15 protein-coding genes are annotated in these 17,634 nt (G+C 69.5%); 10 read left to right on the top strand and 5 right to left on the bottom strand.

What is annotated here, in order from left to right; genetic code table 11:
• Positions 1-211: 211 nt before the first annotated feature.
• The 4 genes from FSY98_RS11650 (at position 212) to FSY98_RS11665 (ending at position 5,498) form a co-directional block, all read left to right on the top strand.
• On the top strand, positions 212-520 hold the full coding sequence (locus FSY98_RS11650) for a GNAT family N-acetyltransferase (protein ID WP_186307661.1): 309 nt from the start codon (positions 212-214) through the stop codon (positions 518-520).
• A gap of 54 nt (positions 521-574) precedes the next feature.
• Positions 575-1,042 carry a DIP1984 family protein gene (locus FSY98_RS11655; protein ID WP_144876850.1) on the top strand — a complete coding sequence of 156 codons (468 nt, stop codon included), beginning with the start codon at positions 575-577 and terminating at the stop codon, positions 1,040-1,042.
• A gap of 282 nt (positions 1,043-1,324) precedes the next feature.
• Positions 1,325-2,479, top strand: coding sequence for an exonuclease SbcCD subunit D (locus tag FSY98_RS11660; RefSeq protein ID WP_144876851.1), 1,155 nt, complete (start codon positions 1,325-1,327; stop codon positions 2,477-2,479).
• Between the two features lie 13 nt (positions 2,480-2,492).
• A complete protein-coding gene (locus FSY98_RS11665; protein WP_144876852.1) occupies positions 2,493-5,498 on the top strand; it encodes an AAA family ATPase in 3,006 nt (1,001 codons plus the stop codon).
• Positions 5,499-5,501: 3 nt separating this feature from the next.
• On the opposite strand, the gene FSY98_RS11670 is transcribed toward FSY98_RS11665, so the two are convergent.
• On the bottom strand, positions 5,502-6,059 hold the full coding sequence (locus FSY98_RS11670; protein WP_144876853.1) for a nucleoside phosphorylase: 558 nt from the start codon (positions 6,057-6,059) through the stop codon (positions 5,502-5,504).
• A 112-nt stretch (positions 6,060-6,171) separates the two neighbouring features.
• Here FSY98_RS11670 and nadE point away from each other — a divergent pair, with 112 nt between their 5' ends.
• The 3 genes from nadE (at position 6,172) to FSY98_RS11685 (ending at position 11,404) form a co-directional block, all read left to right on the top strand.
• Complete coding sequence (gene nadE / locus FSY98_RS11675) at positions 6,172-6,990, top strand: ammonia-dependent NAD(+) synthetase (RefSeq protein WP_144876854.1); 819 nt, start codon at positions 6,172-6,174, stop codon at positions 6,988-6,990.
• Positions 6,991-7,064: 74 nt separating this feature from the next.
• The gene (locus FSY98_RS11680; RefSeq protein ID WP_144876855.1) at positions 7,065-10,541 is read left to right on the top strand and encodes a bifunctional RecB family nuclease/DEAD/DEAH box helicase; all 3,477 of its coding nucleotides are present in this window, start codon (positions 7,065-7,067) and stop codon (positions 10,539-10,541) included.
• Positions 10,538-11,404: a GNAT family N-acetyltransferase gene (locus FSY98_RS11685; RefSeq protein WP_260857386.1), complete on the top strand. Its 867-nt coding sequence runs from the start codon at positions 10,538-10,540 to the stop codon at positions 11,402-11,404. The genes FSY98_RS11680 and FSY98_RS11685 overlap by 4 nt, the downstream gene beginning before the upstream one ends.
• 139 nt (positions 11,405-11,543) lie before the next feature.
• Here the strand turns inward: FSY98_RS11685 and upp are convergent, their stop codons facing one another.
• Complete coding sequence (upp, locus tag FSY98_RS11690; RefSeq protein ID WP_144876856.1) at positions 11,544-12,176, bottom strand: uracil phosphoribosyltransferase; 633 nt, start codon at positions 12,174-12,176, stop codon at positions 11,544-11,546.
• Between the two features lie 59 nt (positions 12,177-12,235).
• Here upp and tadA point away from each other — a divergent pair, with 59 nt between their 5' ends.
• On the top strand, positions 12,236-12,691 hold the full coding sequence (gene tadA / locus FSY98_RS11695; protein WP_144876857.1) for a tRNA adenosine(34) deaminase TadA: 456 nt from the start codon (positions 12,236-12,238) through the stop codon (positions 12,689-12,691).
• 111 nt (positions 12,692-12,802) lie between these two features.
• Here tadA and FSY98_RS11700 read toward each other — a convergent pair whose 3' ends face one another.
• A complete protein-coding gene (locus FSY98_RS11700; protein WP_144876858.1) occupies positions 12,803-13,774 on the bottom strand; it encodes a cation diffusion facilitator family transporter in 972 nt (323 codons plus the stop codon).
• A 60-nt stretch (positions 13,775-13,834) separates the two neighbouring features.
• On the opposite strand from FSY98_RS11700, the gene proC reads away from it, so the two are divergent.
• Positions 13,835-14,674: a pyrroline-5-carboxylate reductase gene (gene proC / locus FSY98_RS11705; protein ID WP_144876859.1), complete on the top strand. Its 840-nt coding sequence runs from the start codon at positions 13,835-13,837 to the stop codon at positions 14,672-14,674.
• Between the two features lie 39 nt (positions 14,675-14,713).
• On the opposite strand, the gene FSY98_RS11710 is transcribed toward proC, so the two are convergent.
• Together FSY98_RS11710 and FSY98_RS11715 are read right to left on the bottom strand one after the other, a co-directional pair.
• A complete protein-coding gene (locus FSY98_RS11710; protein WP_047520565.1) occupies positions 14,714-15,385 on the bottom strand; it encodes a TrkA family potassium uptake protein in 672 nt (223 codons plus the stop codon).
• Positions 15,378-16,808, bottom strand: coding sequence for a TrkH family potassium uptake protein (locus tag FSY98_RS11715; protein WP_144876860.1), 1,431 nt, complete (start codon positions 16,806-16,808; stop codon positions 15,378-15,380). Before FSY98_RS11715 ends, FSY98_RS11710 begins: the two co-directional genes overlap by 8 nt.
• A 100-nt stretch (positions 16,809-16,908) precedes the next feature.
• Between FSY98_RS11715 and FSY98_RS11720 the strand changes: the two genes are divergently transcribed.
• Positions 16,909-17,325 carry a helix-turn-helix transcriptional regulator gene (locus FSY98_RS11720; protein WP_144876861.1) on the top strand — a complete coding sequence of 139 codons (417 nt, stop codon included), beginning with the start codon at positions 16,909-16,911 and terminating at the stop codon, positions 17,323-17,325.
• Positions 17,326-17,634: the final 309 nt, after the last annotated feature.

Consider the following 17,634-nt stretch of genomic DNA (forward strand, 5'->3'; position numbering starts at 1 on the left):
GCGAGGGTCAGGTCAGACGGAGTGGCTGTTCGTTCAGCGACACATTCGGCAACACATGCCAACGCGACCGGGCATCATCATCCCGGCAGTCCCGTTCGCCTCCTGGGCGGACAAAGGGCTTGCGTTGGTAGTCATGGGAGGGATTATGTCCGAAGAAGTCCGCCTGTGTCAAAACGACCCTCGGCGGGGGTGGCGGGCGTAACGTGGAGCCGTGACCAGCTCGACACTCGCCTCCGGCTTCATCCTCACCGATGAGAAGGACGCCTCGCGGTACACGCTGACTCGCGACGGAAAGCTCGTGAGCGTGCTCGACTACCGCGACGACGGCCGGACCATCGCCCTCACGAGGGCCTTCACGATCCCGACTTTCCGCGGCCACGGCTATGCAGGGACCGTCGTGGAGGGGGCCGTCGCCGACATCGAGGCGCGCGGCGACCGCAAGGTCGATGCGGTGTGCTGGTACGTCGCCGACTGGTTCGCCGCGCACCCCGAGCACGCCACGCTCCTGCGGTCCCGATGACCATGTCGTCGTGTGACGCCGTGTTACACGCCGACGTCCTGCGAGGATGAGGGAATGAGACTCGCAGAGGCACTCACCGCCAGAGCCGACCTGCAGCGCCGTATCGAGCAGCTGCGGGCCCGCATCACCGCCAACGCGCGATACCAGGAGGGCGAGGAGCCGGCAGAGGATGCGTCGGCCCTGCTCGTCGAAGCCGAAGAGGCACTCGAAAGGCTGCGCGACCTGATCCGGCGCATCAATGCGACGAACGCCCGCCTCGACCTCGGCGCGGACGGCACCATGACCGATGCGCTCGCCGCACGCGACGTGCTGCGCCTGCGGCATTCGCTCCTCACGGATGCCGCTGCGGCGGCATCAGGGGCGTCCTCGCCGGGCTTCCGACAGATGCGCTCCGAGCTGCGCCAGCTCGCCGCGCTCCCCGTCGCGTCGCTGCGGACCCGGGCGGACGAGACCGCACGCGAGCTGAGGGAGCTGGACAACCGGATCCAGCAGGCCAATTGGACCAGCGATCTGGAGGAGTAGAGCGGAAGTCGGTAGTCACGACGGGGCGGGCACACCCCCAGCCGGAGGGGCAAGTCCGGCTCCTGTGGGGCGGAGGGCAGCCCGCGAATCGCATCGCGCAGCCCCGCACGTCGCACAGGTGATCGCGCACCGCGCACCACGCATCACCGCGTGCCGATCGTCGTGACGAGGGTGGGTCAGGGGACCTTCCGCACACTCCATCGCGCGCCGATCCTCGATCGGTCCGCGTCCTCGGCGGCACGCCTCGAAGCGAATGTCGGTGGGGGTTCGTAGCGTGTGAGTATGCGCATCCTGCACACCTCCGACTGGCACATCGGTCGCACGTTCCATGGCAACTCCACCATGGACGCCCTGGCCGATGTCCTGGGGGCACTCGCAGAGCAGGTGCGCCAGAACCAGGTCGATGTCGTCGTGATCGCCGGGGACGTCTTCGACTCTGCAACGCCCGCGGGTGGGGCGTACACGTTGCTCAGTGACGCGCTCGTCGCCCTCAGCGACACGGGCGCCAGGGTGATCGTCACCAGCGGGAATCATGACTCCGCCGCCCGTCTCGGGTTCCAGGCGCGGCTCCTGCGCGACGGCATCCACGTGCTCACCGACCCTCTCGCGATCGGAACGCCCATCACGGTCGAAGACGAACACGGGCCGGTGCAGTTCTTCGGCATCCCGTATCTCGAGCCGGCGATCGTGCGCCAGCATTGGCCGGAGGCCGAGCTGCGCACGCAGGCGCAGACCGTCGCTCATGCCATGGACCTGGTCCGCAGCGGCATGCAGGCGCATCCCGGCCGGTCGGTCGCGATCTCGCATTGCTTCTCCGCCGGCGTCGACGCCACGCTCGGGCTCGAGCGCGAAGTGCGTCAGGGAGGGCTCGACGTCGTCCCCCTGTCGGTCTTCGACGGCCCCGATTACGTGGCGCTCGGACACATCCACGGACGGCAGCAGATCAGCGAACGGGTGCGCTACTCGGGAGCGCCGCTGCACTACAGCTTCGGCGAGCAGAGCAAGCCCCGCGGGTCGTGGCTCGTCGACCTGGACGCACAGGGCCTCGCCGCGGTCGAATGGCTCGCTCTCCCCGTCCCCCGCCTGCTGGTCACCCTCACCGGGACGCTCGACGAGATCCTCTCCGAGGCCAACGTCGCCGCCCATGCCGAGCACTGGGTGTGCGCCGTCTACACCGACGCCGTCGCGCAGAGCGAGCCGATGCGCCGCCTGCGTGAGCGATTCCCGTTCTGCGCGATGGTGCAGCACCAGCCGTCGGAGGTCGGGGATCAGACCCCTCGCTCCTACGTCGACCGGCTGCGCGGTGCTGTGTCGGACATCGAGCGCATCGATGCGTTCCTCGAGCACGTCCGCTCAGGAAATGGCCCCACCGAACGCGAGCGCGCGCTGATCCGCGAGGTCCTCGACGACCGTGTGCGCGCCGACGCGCTGATCTGAGGCGGGGGTCCTGGTGCAGCTCCACCGGCTCGAGGTCGAAGGGTTCGGCCCCTTCCGTGAACGCCAGATCGTCGATTTCGACGCGTTCGCCGACGACGGCATCTTCCTGATCGAGGGACGCACGGGAGCGGGCAAGTCGAGCATTCTCGATGCCGTGTGTTTCGGTCTCTACGGGGGCGTCCCTCGATACGAGGGCGGCGAGAAGCGTCTGCGCAGCGACCACTGCGAGCCCGACGACGTGACCGAGGTCGTCGTCGAGTTCGGCACGCCGGCCGGGAGGTACCGGGTGCGCCGCTCGCCCGAGTACGAGCGGCCCAAGAAGCGGGGCGGAGGCATGACCGTGCAGGCGTCGTCCGTGCAGCTCGACGCCCTCATCGGGGGCGAGTGGATCGGCCTCGCCGCCAGGGAGCGGGAGGCCGCGTACGAGCTCGACGACATCCTGCAGCTGAGCCGAGAGCAGTTCCTGCAGGTCATCCTCCTCGCCCAGAACCGCTTCTCGGAGTTCCTGCTCGCCGGAAGTCGAGAGCGCCAGGCGCTGCTGCGCAGGCTGTTCGGCACCGAGCGCTTCGAAGACGTGCAGGCCAGGTTCGACGAGCGTCGTCGCGCGGCCGAACAGGAACTCGCGTCGGGGCTCGCTGTGGTCGGTGCGAGGCTGGACGAAGCCGAACGGCTCGTCCGGAGCGCGGGCCTCGGCAGCGACGACGACGCCGGAGCCGACCGGGGGGCGACCGGAGACGGCGAACTCGCAGCCGCTGCGGTGCTGACCACCCACGACCGCATCAGCCGACTCGAGCGAGCCAGATCGCGTGCCGATTACCGCGCCGAGCGTCGTGCAGCAGATCGCGACGACGCAGAGAGACGGTCGGCCGACGCCGATGCCGCGCTGAGCGCCGCGCGGGAGGAGCGCCGGGCGCAGGAAGAACGCGACCGCGCACGCGAGGCTCTCGACCGTCTCGACGAGGTCGAACCGCAGATCGCCGCCGCACGGGAAGAGCTGTCCAGGGCTCGAGAAGCGGAAAGCCTGCGTACGACGATCGTCGCCGCGACGCGCGCGGACGCGGCGCTCGCGCGAGCCGTCGAGGAGCAGACGAGGGCGGAGCGCGCATGGGATTCCCACGGCATCGACGCCGACGACATCGCTGCATGGGCATCCGAACGGACTCGCGAGACCGGCGCGTGGAGGCGCGCTGACGAGCTCGAGCGATCAGCGTCGACCCGGGAGGCCGAACTGCGCCGGGCTGCGGACGCCGTGACCGCGGCCGCTGCGCGCCTCGCCGCTGTCGACTCCGAAGGCCAGACGCTGCCGGCCCTGCTCGACGACACGACCCGCGAGCGCGACGATCTCCGCCGCATCGCGGACCGGGCGGATGACCTCGCCATCGCGCTGCAGAGCGCCACGGTGCGCGTGACCGCCGCGAACGACGTCGCACGCCTCGAGGAGGCGCACCTCGAGGCGGAAAGGGATCTGACCCGCGCCAGCTCCGTTCTGGCGACGAGGCAGACGGAGCTGGCGGGCTTGCGACAACGTCGTCTCGACGGATTCGCGGGTGAGCTGGCGAGTGCGCTCGTCGACGGCGAGGCGTGCCCGGTGTGCGGCGCCCACGAGCATCCGGCTCCGGCAGACCACACGGATCCCGTCTCCGCCGACGACGTCGTCGCCGCGGAGACGCGCCGCGACGAGGCCGTCGAGGACGAGCGAGCGGCTGCCGAGAGGGTGGCGGCGCTGCGGGTCGAACTCGCCGCCGCGACCGGTCGAGCGGATGGGAGAGATGTCCGCACGGCGACCGACGAGCTGACCAGCGCCACCGACGAGCATGCGCAGAGCCTCGCTGCCGCCGAACGGCTGACGGAGCTCGAACGACGCGCCACCGACCTGTCGGCGCGCATCGCCGCCCTGCAGAGCGATCGCGAGGAGGCAGCCGCCGCGCTCGCCGCCGCCCGGGAGTCGCACGCGGTCGTCGAGCAGCGGGAGGCTGACGCGGTCGCGACGGTGTCGGAGGCTCGCGCGACCTTCTCGTCGGTCGCCGAGAGGATCTCCGCCGCCGAACGCGAGGTCGCCGACGCGCGGCGGCTCGTCGAGGCCACCGATGAACGAGTGCGGCGGTCCGACGCCGCGACGTCAGCCGCCCAGGAACTGTCCGCGGCGCTCGAGGCGTCCACCTTCGGCGACGCGCCCGCCGCTGAGCTCGCGCTGCGCGCGCCCGCCGTGCAGGACGACCTCGAACACCGCATCTCCCAGCACACCGTCGAGCGCGAGAAGGAACGAGCCATTCTCTTCGACCTCGAACTGCGGACGCTCCCCGAAGACCCGATCGATCTCGGTCCGGTCGAGCTGCGCTCCGTCGATGCGCGGACGCAGTGGTCGACCGCAGTGGCCGAGGCCGAGCGCGCCGCCGCGGTCTCGGAGCAACTCACGGCGCTCATCGCATCGGCGATCGCCGCGCACGCGCAGAGCGCCGCGGGCGCCGCGGACTTCGAGGTGCTGCGAGGGCTCGCCGACGCCGTGGCCGGGCGCGGGGCCAACACCCGCAAGATGACGCTCGAGACGTTCGTGCTCGCCGCAGAGCTGGAGGAGATCGTCGAGGCCGCCAATCGACGGCTGACCGACATGTCCATGGGCAGGTACCAGCTGCGGCACTCCGATGCTCTCGCTGCCCGCGGCGCCACCTCTGGCCTCGGCATCGTCGTGTTCGACGCCTACACCGGCCAGACGCGCCCCGCGCAGTCGCTGTCCGGCGGAGAGACGTTCTTGAGCTCGCTCGCGCTCGCACTCGGGCTCGCCGAGGTCGTCACGGCGCGAGCCGGCGGCATCCGCCTCGACACACTCTTCATCGACGAGGGCTTCGGCTCTCTCGACGGCGACACGCTCGATGTCGCGATGCGCACTCTCGACGAGCTGCGACAGGGCGGCCGCACGGTCGGCGTCATCAGTCACGTAGAGGCGATGAAGGAGCAGATCCCCGCGCAGCTGTCGGTGCGGGCCACGCCGAACGGACCGAGCATCATCGAGATGCGCTGAACGTCAGACGCCGTACTCCTGGCGGACGGTCTCCCGGAGCATGATGCTGCAGCGGGCGATCGCCGCACGGAAGTCGACCAGTGCGCCTTCCTCTGCGCGGTCCGAGATCGCCCGGAACGCGCGGATCGGCACCGCGAACTGCTGCGCGACCCAGATGTACGCGTACGTCTCCATGTCGACGAGTCCGGCGCCGGAGGGGCGGATGACCGCCGTGATCCCCGCATCGCCGACGAAGCTGTCTCCCGTCGCGATCAGCACGCCCTCGCGGCCCGTCGACACGCGTGCGGGCAGGGACACGTGCTGCCCGGCGACGCCCTCGAGGTCGAAGACATCGTGCTGCAGCGCGCTGCCGATCTCGTGCACCACGGCGTCCAGCTCGGGATCGATACCCCCCGCTGTGCCGACGACGACGACCTCGTCGTAGTCCTTCGAGGACAGCGCGCGGGTCAACGCGTAGGTCGCCTGCATCTTGCCCTCGCCTGTGACGAGCTGGTCGAAGCCCTCCAAGTCGTCGGGGAATGCGTCGAGTTCGGATGCCATCGCGGCGACGAGAAGTCTCACTCGACCATTCTCCCATCGCTCGTCGACTGCCCGTCCCGCCTGCGCGCCCAGGACGTCATTCCGATGTAACACTGGGGGAGGATACTGATGACGACCAGACCGGAGGACCGCCATGACCCTGCAGCAGCAGATCGCGGAAGCGCTCGGCGTGAAGCCCGAGATCGACCCGGAAGCAGAAGTGGAACGCCGCGTGGGGTTCCTCGTCGACTACCTGCGAACGACGGGAGCCAAAGGGTTCGTCCTCGGCATCTCCGGAGGCCAGGACTCGACGCTGGCCGGTCGGCTCGCCCAGCTGGCGGTCGAGCGGGTGCGCGCCGAGGGCGGTGAGGCGAAGTTCCTCGCCGTGCGCCTGCCGTATCGCGTGCAGCACGACGCGGAGGACGCGGCGGCAGCGTTGGCGTTCATCGAACCCGACTCGTCGGTCGAGGTGAACATCCAGAACGGCGTCGACGGAGTCGAGGAGGACATCGAGTTCGCCGTCACGAGTGACATCACCGACTTCAACAGGGGCAACATCAAGGCGCGTCTGCGCATGGTGACCCAGTACGCCCTCGCCGGACACGACGGCCTGCTCGTGATCGGCACCGACCACGCCGCCGAGGCTGTCACCGGCTTCTACACGAAGTTCGGCGACGGCGCGGCAGACATCCTCCCGCTGTCCGGGCTCTCGAAGAGGCAGGGGCGGTCGCTGCTGCTGCACCTCGACGCGCCGGAACGACTCGCGTACAAGGTGCCGACCGCCGACCTGCTCGACGGACAGCCCGGTCGCGCCGATGAAGATGAGCTCGGGCTCACCTACGAGCAGATCGACGCATTCCTCGAGGGCGAACAGGTCGATCCCGAGGTCGCCGGCCGCCTCGAATCGCGGTATCTCGCCACGCAGCACAAGCGGCACCTGCCTGTGACGCCCGACGACACCTGGTGGCGCTGACCGCTCAACCCTCATCGAGAGCCCGTGTCGGATGCCGCGACTAGTGTCGAAGCATCCGAGGGAACGGGAGAAACGTGCGGATCGACACCCTGGCGCAACGCGTCATCTGGAGCGCCAGTGATCTCAAGGCGGCCGCCGAATGCGAGTTCGCCTGGTGCCGAGCGATCGATGCGAAGCTCGGGCGAGTACCCGCTGTCGATGAGCCGGAAGACGCCACTCTCGCCCGCGCCGCTCGCCTCGGAGACGTACACGAGCAGAACGTGCTCGAGCGGTACATCGCTGAGCTCGGCGAGGAGCGCGTCCACAGGGTCGAGAAAGTGTCGTCGATCGATGCGGATGCGCTCGCCGCAGCGGTCGACGAGACCATCGTCGCCCTCGATTCCGACGCCGTCGTCGTCTTCCAGGCGGCGTTCTCGACCGACGAGTTCGTCGGATTCGCCGACTTCCTGAAGCGCGACGACGACGGGCGTTGGCGGGTACAGGATTCCAAGCTCGCGCGCACCGCGCGGGTCACGGCGCTCATGCAGCTGGCGGCATACGTCGACCAACTCGACCGACTGGGCGTTCCCCGCTCCGATGAGGTCGACCTGATCCTCGGCGACGGCACCCTCAGCACGCATCGCGTCGACGATCTGCTGCCCCTGTTCCAGGTGCGCCGTGCCCGCCTGCGCGCGTTGATCGCCGATCGCCGCATCGACGATGCGAGTCCCGATGCGGCGCTCGCATGGGGAGACGACCGGGGCGAGCTGGAGATCGTCGCCTGCGGGCGGTGCGCGACGTGCGAGGAGCAGGTGATCGCCCACTGCGATCTCCTGATGGTCGCGCGGATGCGCCCCGTGCAGCGCGCCCGTCTCCGCGCGGCCGGGATCGAGACGGTCGACGCCCTGGCCGACGCGACGATCGCCCCGGTGGGCATGAACACCGACTCGTTCGAGACGTTGCGGGCGCAGGCGCGGGTGCAGCTGCGGGCGGATGCCGAGGGTGCGGCCACCTACGACGTGCACTACGCCGCCGCGATCCACACGCTTCCGGTGCCCAGCCTCGGAGACATCTTCTTCGACTTCGAGGGCGATCCGCTCTATACGGAGCCCGGGGCGGACGGCCAGGCGCAGTGGGGACTCGACTATCTCTTCGGGTGGGTGGACAACCACGATCAGTATTCGGCGTTGTGGGCGCACGACTTCGCCGCGGAGAAACGGGCCTTCGAGCAATTCCTCGACTTCGTGACGCTGCGCCGGACCACCCATCCCGGCATGCACATCTACCATTACGCCCCATATGAGACGTCGCACCTGATCGCGATGGCGGCGCGGTACGGCGTGCGTGAGGCCGAGGTCGACAGGCTGCTGCGCGAGGGCGTGTTCGTCGATCTCTACCCACTGGTGCTGCGGACCGTCCGCGTCGGATCACGCTCGTATTCGATCAAGAAGCTCGAGCCTCTCTACATGGGCGACGACGTTCGCACGAGCGATGTGCAGAAGGGCGACGACTCGATCGTGCAGTACGTCGCGGCCCGTGAGCTCGCGGCAGCGGGGGAGCAGGCCGATGCGGATGCGGTTCTCGCCGACCTCGCCGACTACAACCGCTACGACTGCGTCTCCACCAGGCGCCTCCGCGACTGGCTGATCGAGATCGCGCGCCGCGAGGGCGTGAATCCGGCGCCGCCCGACGAAGCGGACGAGGTGATCTACGAGCCCTCCCCGCGGTCCGTCGCGCTGCTCGCCGACGCGGAGCGCGCCGCCGCCGCGGGGGCCGACGGTCAGGTCCACCGAATCGCCGCCGCCGCGATCGACTTCTTCCCCCGCGAGGCGAAGAGCTTCTGGGTCTCGCACTTCCAACGGCTGCGGGAACCCGTCACCATGTGGGAGGGAACGCGCGATGTCGTTCGTGTGGATCGCCTTGCCTCCCGGGTCGTCCGCGAGTGGAGCGTCGGTGAGGGGCGCCGTGTGATGTCGCGCGACATCGAGATCCGCGGGGAGGTGTCTCCCGGCACGACCCTCGGTGAGGGCGGGCAGCCGTTCGCGCTGTACGAAGTCCCGGCACCGTTCGATCTCGAGGTGCCGTCGCGCGCGGTTCACGTGCCTCACACCGTGACGATCATCGGCGTGCTCGACGACGGCTATCGCGTCACCGAGACGGCGATCCAGGGGCAGACATGGGATGAGCTGCCCCTCGCACTGACACCAGCCGCTCCGCCGCGGGTCGTGTCTCTGCAGGGTGCGATCGACGAGTGGGCGGATGCCGTGCACGCCGCCGCTCCCGAGTACCCCCACGACGCCGCCACCGATATTCTCCGTCGCATCCCGCCGCGGACACGGTCGGGGCAGCCGCTCCCCGCCCAGGGCGAAGACACCGTCGACGCGATCGTCCGGGCCGTCCTCGACCTCGACGCCAGCTACCTCGCCGTGCAGGGCCCGCCGGGCACGGGTAAGACGTATACGGGGTCGCAGGTCATCGCGCGGCTCGTGAACGAGCACGGATACCGCGTCGGCGTCGTGGCCCAGTCGCACTCGATCATCGAGAACCTGCTCGAGCGCGTCGTCGCCGACGGAGTGCCCCCAGGGCAGGTGGGGAAGGCACCGAAGGATCCGTCGATCGAGGCGGGATACACCGTCATACCCAAATCAGGCATGGCGTCGTTCCTCGGCGAGAACAAGGACCGCGGGGTCGTCGTCGGCGGCACGGCTTGGGATTTCAGCAACACGACGAGGGTCGACCGTCACGGTCTCGACCTCCTCGTCGTCGACGAGGCCGGGCAGTTCTCGCTGGCGTCCACCATCGCGGTGGCGGCCGGCGCGAAGAGTCTGCTCCTCCTGGGTGACCCTCAGCAGCTGCCGCAGGTCAGCCAGGGGGCGCATCCCGAGCCGGTCGACACCTCGGCCCTCGGCTGGGTCATGGACGGTGACGAGGTCGTCCGGCCGGAGTTCGGGTACTTCCTCGAACGCTCATGGCGCATGCATCCCTTCGTCGCGGCCCCCGTGTCGCGTCTCGCCTACGCAGGACGCCTGGCGTCGGCGCCGGGAACCGAGAGGCGTGGAATCCAGGGCATCGATCCCGGGCTCCATGTGATCCCGCTGCGTCACCGCGGCAACGCCACGCAGTCGTCCGAGGAAGCCGACCAGGTGGTTGCTCTCGTTCGCGACCTGCTCGGCCGCAGCGTCACCGACCACATGACGACGGCGACCGCGCCGGCCCGCCCCCTGGCCCAGAACGACATCATCGTCGTCACGCCGTACAACGCTCAGCGGCAGCTCGTGCACGACGCTCTCGCCACCGCGGGCTTCGCGGACGTGCCCGTCGGCACGGTCGACAATTTCCAGGGCAAAGAAGCGGTCGTCTCGATCACGTCGCTCGCAGCGTCGAGCGGCAAGGATGCGCCTCGCGGACCGGAGTTCCTGCTCATGCAGAACCGTCTGAACGTCGCCATCTCTCGAGCGCAGGTCGCCGCCTACCTGATTCACTCCCCGGCGCTTCTCGACGACCTCCCTCGCACGCCCGAGGGTGTCGCCCGGTTGAGTGCCTTCGCACGACTCGTCGGGGCGGCGGCATGACCGGCGCCGCCCCGCGCGAGTCTGCACGCGAGGTGGAGCCGGCGGTCAGCGCGGCTTCCGGCGCCCGACCTCCGGTGACGGACGCGGTTCCAGAGGCCCACACCACCGAGGAGATCCTGCGAGCGTCGGCAGCGTGGGCGTGGTTCCCGCGCGACAGCGAACAGGAGAGGACTCATCTGCAGCTCGTGCGCTACCCGGCGAGATTCGGCGGCGGGGTGCGCGGGTCGCAGGTCGATTCGCGTTCCGATCCGGCGGACGTGCTCGTCCATGCGCTGGAGCGGACGAGGGCATGGGGCGAGACCGTGTTCACGTTCTGGACCAATGCGTCGGATTCGCCTGACATCGAAGACGAGCTCCGGCAGAGAGGCGCCGAGCACATCGACACGGTCGCCGTCTTCGCCCGCGCGATCAGCCGTCCGGCCATCGAGGTGCCTGCCGGAGTGACCGCCGAGATCGTGCGTACCCTGCGGCAGGTGCGCGAGGTCGACAGCGTGAACGTGCCGGTCTGGGAGCAGGCGCCGCTCGACGACGACGGACTGCGCATCGAGCTCGCAGAGGTCAAGGATGCGCTCGACGCCGGCTCCGGACTCCGCGTCGTCGCTCGCATCGATGGCGAAGCAGTCAGCACCGGGGGCTGCACGATCGTCGATGGATTCGCACGCCTCTGGGGCGCGGCGACGTTGGAACACGCACGCGGGCGGGGCGCGTACAGGGCCGTGCTCGCTGAACGACTGCGGGCGAGCGCAGAACGCGGCGCGACGACGGCGCTGGTGAAGGGCCGCCTCGCGACGTCGGCGCCGATCCTTGAACGAGCCGGCTTCGTGCCCCACGGCGAGGAACGCGGGTACCGGATCTCCGTGTGATCACGCCGATGAGACTCCGACGTACGGACGTGAGTCCCGCCCGCGAGGCGCGAACTCCTCAGTGAGACGCGTCTCGCCCGGAGGCGCGGAGTCTCGGAATCCCTAGGGCGACGAGTCCCGCCCCGGATCGAGACTCGGCTCAGACCGTGCCGTACAGACGATCCCCTGCGTCGCCGAGCCCCGGCACGATGTAGCCCTTCTCGTTCAGCCGCTCGTCGAGGGCGCCGAGCACGAGCGTGACGTCGCGGTCACCGGCCATCTCCTCGATCGCCGCTACGCCTTCGGGGGTGCCCAGCAGGCAGATCGCCGTGACGTCCTTGGCGCCCCTGTCGAACAGGAACTGGATCGCTGCGGCGAGCGATCCACCGGTGGCGAGCATCGGGTCGATCGCGAAGCACTGGCGGTCGCTGAGGTCTTCGGGGAGGCGCTCGGCGTAGGTCGTCGGTTCGAACGTCTGCTCGTCGCGAACCATACCGAGGAAGCCGACCTCGGCGGTCGGCAGCAGCTTGACGAGGCCTTCGAGCATGCCGAGTCCGGCTCGCAGGATGGGGACGACGATCGGTCGGGGTTCGGAGATCTTCACGCCCATGGTCGTGGTGACGGGTGTCGTGATCTCGATCGGGCTGACCTTGACGCTGCGGGTCGCCTCGTAGGCGAGGAGGGTGACGAGCTCCTCGGTGAGCTGACGGAACACCGGCGACGGGGTGCGATGGTCGCGCAGCACCGAGAGCTTGTGGGTGACGAGAGGGTGGTCGGCGACGTGGACACGCATGGATACAGGCTAATGCGCCGCGGGCTCGCGCACGACATCGGACCCCCTAGGCTCGACGCATGAACGAGGCCGATTCCGCAGCGATGCAGCGCGCACTCGAGCTCGCCGTGGACGCGGCAGCCGCCGACGAGATCCCTGTGGGCGCGGTGGTGCTGGACCCGAGCGGGGCGATCATCGCCGAGGGACGCAACACCCGGGAAGCGACGCACGACCCGACCGGGCACGCCGAGATCGAGGCGCTGCGGCGCGCTGCGGCATCCGTCGGTTCCTGGAATCTGCAGGGGCACACGCTGGTGGTCACCCTCGAGCCCTGCGTGATGTGCGCGGGCGCGATCCTGCAGGCGCGGATCGCACGCGTGGTGTTCGGCGCCTGGGACGACAAGGCGGGTGCGGCCGGCTCGATGTACGACGTGCTCCGCGACCGTCGGCTGCCGTACCGGGCCGAGGTCGTCGCCGGGGTCGACGCGGATGCCGCGACCGCGCTGCTGCGGGAGTTCTTCGAGCAGCGCCGCTGATCGCGGTCGTCCGGTCGCCGATCAGCCGCGCACAGTCAGTCGCCCAGCCGCCCAGCCGCCCAGCCGCCCAGCCGCCCAGCCGCCCGACCGCACAGTCGGCGGCTCGGCCGTTCAGTCCGAGGACTTCAGCACGAAGACGTCGGTCGAGGGTTCGGGGTCGAGTGACGGGCGGTACACGTCGGGCTCGATGTAGATGACGCGTGCGATCGGCACGGCCTCCCGGATGCGGGCTTCGATCGCGTCGATGTCGTCGGCCGCTTCTCGCAGAGGCTTGTCGGCGCTGAGGGCGATCTTGGCCGCCACCATCAGCTCGTCCGGTCCCAGGTAGAGGGTCTTCATGTGGATGATCTTCTCGATCTCGTCGCCCGCGTTGATCGCGTCGACGATCCGGTCGTGATCGGCGACCGTGGCGCCCTCGCCGATGAGCAGGCTCTTCGTCTCCACGCCGAGCACGATGGCGATGAGCACGAGCAGGGTGCCGATCATGAGCGTGCCCAGTGCGTCGAAGACCGGGTTGCCGGTGATGACCGTGAGACCGACGCCGAGCAGTGCGAAAGCCAGACCGGTCAGCGCGCCGACGTCCTCGAGCAGCACCACCGGAAGTTCGGGGGCCTTCGCCCGACGGACGAACGACACCCACGACTGTCCCTTCTCCCGCACCAGGTTGCTCTCCTTGACGGCGGTGCGGAGCGAGAACGATTCGAGCCCGATCGCGATCAGCAGCACGACGATCGGCAGCCACCACCATGTCTGGTCGAGCTCGTGCGGGTGCGTGAGCTTCTCGACGCCCTCGTAGATCGCGAACAGGCCACCGACCGAGAACAGGATGATCGACACGACGAACGCGTACACGTAGCGCTCGCGCCCGTACCCGAACGGGTGGGCGCGGTCGGCCTCGCGCTTCGCCTTGCGGCCGCCGAGCATCAGGAGCAGCTGGTTGCCGGAATCGGCGACGGAGTGGATCGCCTCGGCGAGCATTGACGCCGAGCCCGAGAGCGCCCACGCGAGGAACTTGGCCAGGGCGATGCCCAGGTTCGCCAGGAACGCCGCGATGATCGCCTTGCTGCCGCCGGAAGCACTCATGGTCCGAGTCTAGAACCGCCCTCGAGAGGATGCCGGGTGCGCCCGCCGTAGGATGACGGCATGGCTGACTCTCTTCCCTCGCTCGCATTCGTCGGTGCCGGATCGATGGGGGGAGCGATCCTCCGCGGGGTGGTCGCCTCCGGCATCCGCGTCGACGGTGGGATCACCGCCACGAACCGCACCGCTGAGAAGGCCGCCGCGCTCGCCGATCTCGAGGGCGTCACGAGCATCGCCCTGTCCGAGCAGCCCGAGGGCAACGCCGCCGCGGTCTCGAATGCGCGCATCGTGCTCGTAGGCGTCAAGCCCGCAATGGTGCCCGACCTCCTGCGCGACATCCGGCCCTCGCTCGCCGGCGACGCGATCGTCGTGAGCCTCGCTGCGGGCGTGACCCTCGCGACGTTCGCCGAGGGCCTGGGCGCCGACGCCCGTGTCATCCGATCGATGCCGAACACTCCGGCCACCGTCGGCAAGGCGGTCACCGGTCTCGCCGCCGGCAGCGGGGCATCCGACGATGACCTCGCACTCGTCCGTCGCCTGTTCGAGACCGTCGGTGCCGTGGTCGAGGTGCCGGAGACGCAGATTGACGCGCTGTCGACCATCTCGGGCTCGGGTCCTGCCTACGTCTTCCTGCTCATCGAAGAGCTCACGAAGGCCGCCGAGGGCATGGGCTTCGACCGGGCCGACGCGCGACTCATGGCCGAGCAGACGTTCATCGGCGCGACCGCGCTGCTCGACGCCTCGGGGGAGGAGCCCGCGGAGTTGCGCCGTCGCGTCACGAGCCCGAAGGGCACGACGGAGCGCGCGGTCGCCGTGCTGCAGGACGCACACCTCGACCGCACGTTCGCCGAGGCCGCAGCCGCCGCGCTCGCGCGCGCGAAGGAGCTCGCCGCGGGCTCGTGACCTCGCGCCGCAGAGCGACGGGCTCGTGAGAGCTCGGGGTCAGCGGTCGAGCGCCGCGAACCGCTCGATGTCGCTGTTGGTGCCGGACACGATGATGAGGTCGTGGTTCGTGACGATGGTGTTCGCCTCGGCGTAGCGGAACGGCTTGCCGGGGCTCTTCACGCCGACGACCGTCACCTTGTACTTGCTCCGCACGCCCGATTCGTTGAGGCCGACCCCGCGGATGAACTTCGGCGGGTACATCTTCGCGAGCACGAAGTCGTCGTCGAAGCGGATGAAATCCAGCATCCGACCCGAGACGAGGTGCGCGACGCGCTCGCCGGCCTCGCGCTCGGGATAGATCACGTGGTTGGCGCCGACGCGGGCGAGGATCTTGCCGTGCGACTGCGACACGGCCTTCGCCCAGATCTGCGGCACCTTGAGGTCGACGAGGTTCGCGGTGATGAGCACCGACGCCTCGATCGACGATCCGACGGCCACGACCGCGACCTGGAAGTCCTGGGCGCCGATCTGGCGGAGCGCGTCGATGTTCTTGGCGTCGGCTTGCACGGTGTGCGTGACCCGGTCGGACCACTTCTGCACGAGCTCGAGATTGTCGTCGATGGCGAGCACCTCGCGGTCGAGGCGGTCGAGCTCGCCCGCGCAGGCGGCACCGAACCGGCCGAGACCGATGACGAGGACGGGAGCGTCGCCCCGGAGGACTTCAACCAACGATCGGCCTTTCCACGGGCAGTGAGTAGTACTGCGTTCGCGATGTCGCGGCGACGGCCGCGGCGAGTGTCACTGTACCAACGCGCCCCATGAAGATGGTGGCCGCGAGCACATAGGCGCCGGCATCGGGCAGCTCGGCGGTGAGTCCCGACGAGAGCCCGACCGTGGCGAAGGCGGAGATCACGTCGAAGAGGACGTGACTGATGTCGGCCTTGGTGATCTGCGCGATCACGATCGTCGACAGCGCCACGATCGTCGCGCCCCAGGCGACGACGCTGAGAGCGACGCGCTGCACGTCGCTCGGGATGCGGCGTCCGAACGCCTCGACCGACTGGCGGCCCTTGGCCTCCGACCACACGGCGATGGCGAGCACGGCGAGGGTCGTCACCTTGATGCCGCCGGCGGTGGATGCCGAGCCGCCGCCGACGAACATGAGCATGCTCGCGGCGAGCAGCGAGGAGCCGTTCATGTCGTCGATCTCGATCACGCTGAACCCGCCTGATCGCGTCATCGCCGACAGGAAGAACGCCTGGAACGTCGTGTCCGCGGCATCCATCGATCCGAAGGTCTTCGGGTTGTTGTATTCGAGCACGAGGAAGACGGCGGCGCCGAGCACGAAGAGCAGCACGGTCGTCACGAGGGTGAGCTTGGTGTGCAACGACCACTTCTGCACGTGCCAGACGTGCTTGGCGAGCGTGTAGATGACGGGGAAGCCGATGCTGCCGAGGAACACGCCGACCATGAGCAGCGACAGCACGAGGTAGTCGTCGGCGAACACCGCCACGCCGCCCGCGTTGGGGGCGAAGCCGGTGTTCGTGAACGCCATGGCGGAGAAGTACGGAGCCTCCCACAGGGCGGCGATGGGGTCGACGCCGGCCATCACGAGCGCCGGGTAGAGCAGCACGGCGAGCGCGCCCTCGATGATGAGGGCGGACACGGCGACGGTCGTCAGCAGCTGGCCGACCTCGCCGAGACGAACGGTCTGGCTCTCGTTGACCACGCCGCCGTGCGCGCGCAGTGGATTGGTGTCGCCGGCGGCGAGCAGCTTGGCTCGGAGTCCGAGACGCTTCGAGATCAGCATGCCCATCAGCGAGGCCAGCGTCAGCACACCGAGCGCGCCGATGTTGACGCCGATGAAGATCAGCACGTGCCCGAACGGCGACCAATGGGTCGCCATGTCGACCGTCGCCAGGCCGGTCACGCAGATCGTGGAGACCGCGGTGAACAGGGCGTCGGCGAGCGGGGTGACCGTGCGCGACGCCGAGGCGATCGGCAGCGACAGCAGCACGGTGAAGACCAGGATGAGCAGGGCGAAGATCACGATCGCGAAGCGCGAGGGCGACGACGTGATGATGTGCTTGCCCCACGACGCGGCGGTCTTGAGTCGAAGGCCGGGGGACGACGCCGACACGATGCCCGACATCGCGTCCCCCTTCGTCTCTCTGCCGCAACGGCGGCGCCACGGCGGCGGTCGCCGAGCCTTCGTCATGGTACTCCGTGCCGGGGACGACTACCCTGATCTCATGACCGACATCTTCGACGTGATCGCAGACGGCACGAGGCGAGACATCCTCCAGCTCCTCCTGCGTCGCACCGCTGAGGGGGATGCCGGAACGAGCGTGAGCCAGATCGTCGCCGACCTCGGCATCAGCCAGCCCACGGTGTCGAAGCACCTCAAGGTGCTGCGGGAGGCGGAGCTCGTGAGCGTGAGGGAAGACGGTCAGCGCCGTTTCTACAGCCTCGCGGTGGAACCGCTCGAGGTCGTGGACGACTGGCTGGTGCCGTTCCTCGTCGACGCCTACGGCGACGACGCGCCCGACATCGACTACCCGGGCCAGCCGCTCCCCGATGGGGCGGCGCATGCGGCCGAGGTCGTCGGTCGTGCCGCGGCGTCCGCGAAGCACGTCGTGACTGCGGCGCTGAAGCGCTTCGGCACCTGACCGCCGGACGCAGGCTGTCCGCCGGACGCAGGCTGTCCGCCGGACGCAGGCTGTCCGCCGGACGCAGGCCGCCCCCGGCGACAGGGGGGGGGCATGTCGTCGGGGGCGGAGCCGCGGGCCCCATACCCGCGTGGGCCGGAAAGGTGCCTGTCCGAGCCGTGCGACCAGAGTGGCAGGCGGGGCTGGATGGTTCCGGGGCGGCCGCTATGTCTCCGCTGAACCCACGGCCGGCGCCCCACTGGTGCCGATGCGAGCGGGGCGGGACGCCCGGAGACATGAGGGGCCCGGTGGGTGCGCCATGATGAGGGC

The organism is Microbacterium sp. 1.5R (genome assembly GCF_007667425.1).
Taxonomy (GTDB): Bacteria; Actinomycetota; Actinomycetes; order Actinomycetales; family Microbacteriaceae; genus Microbacterium.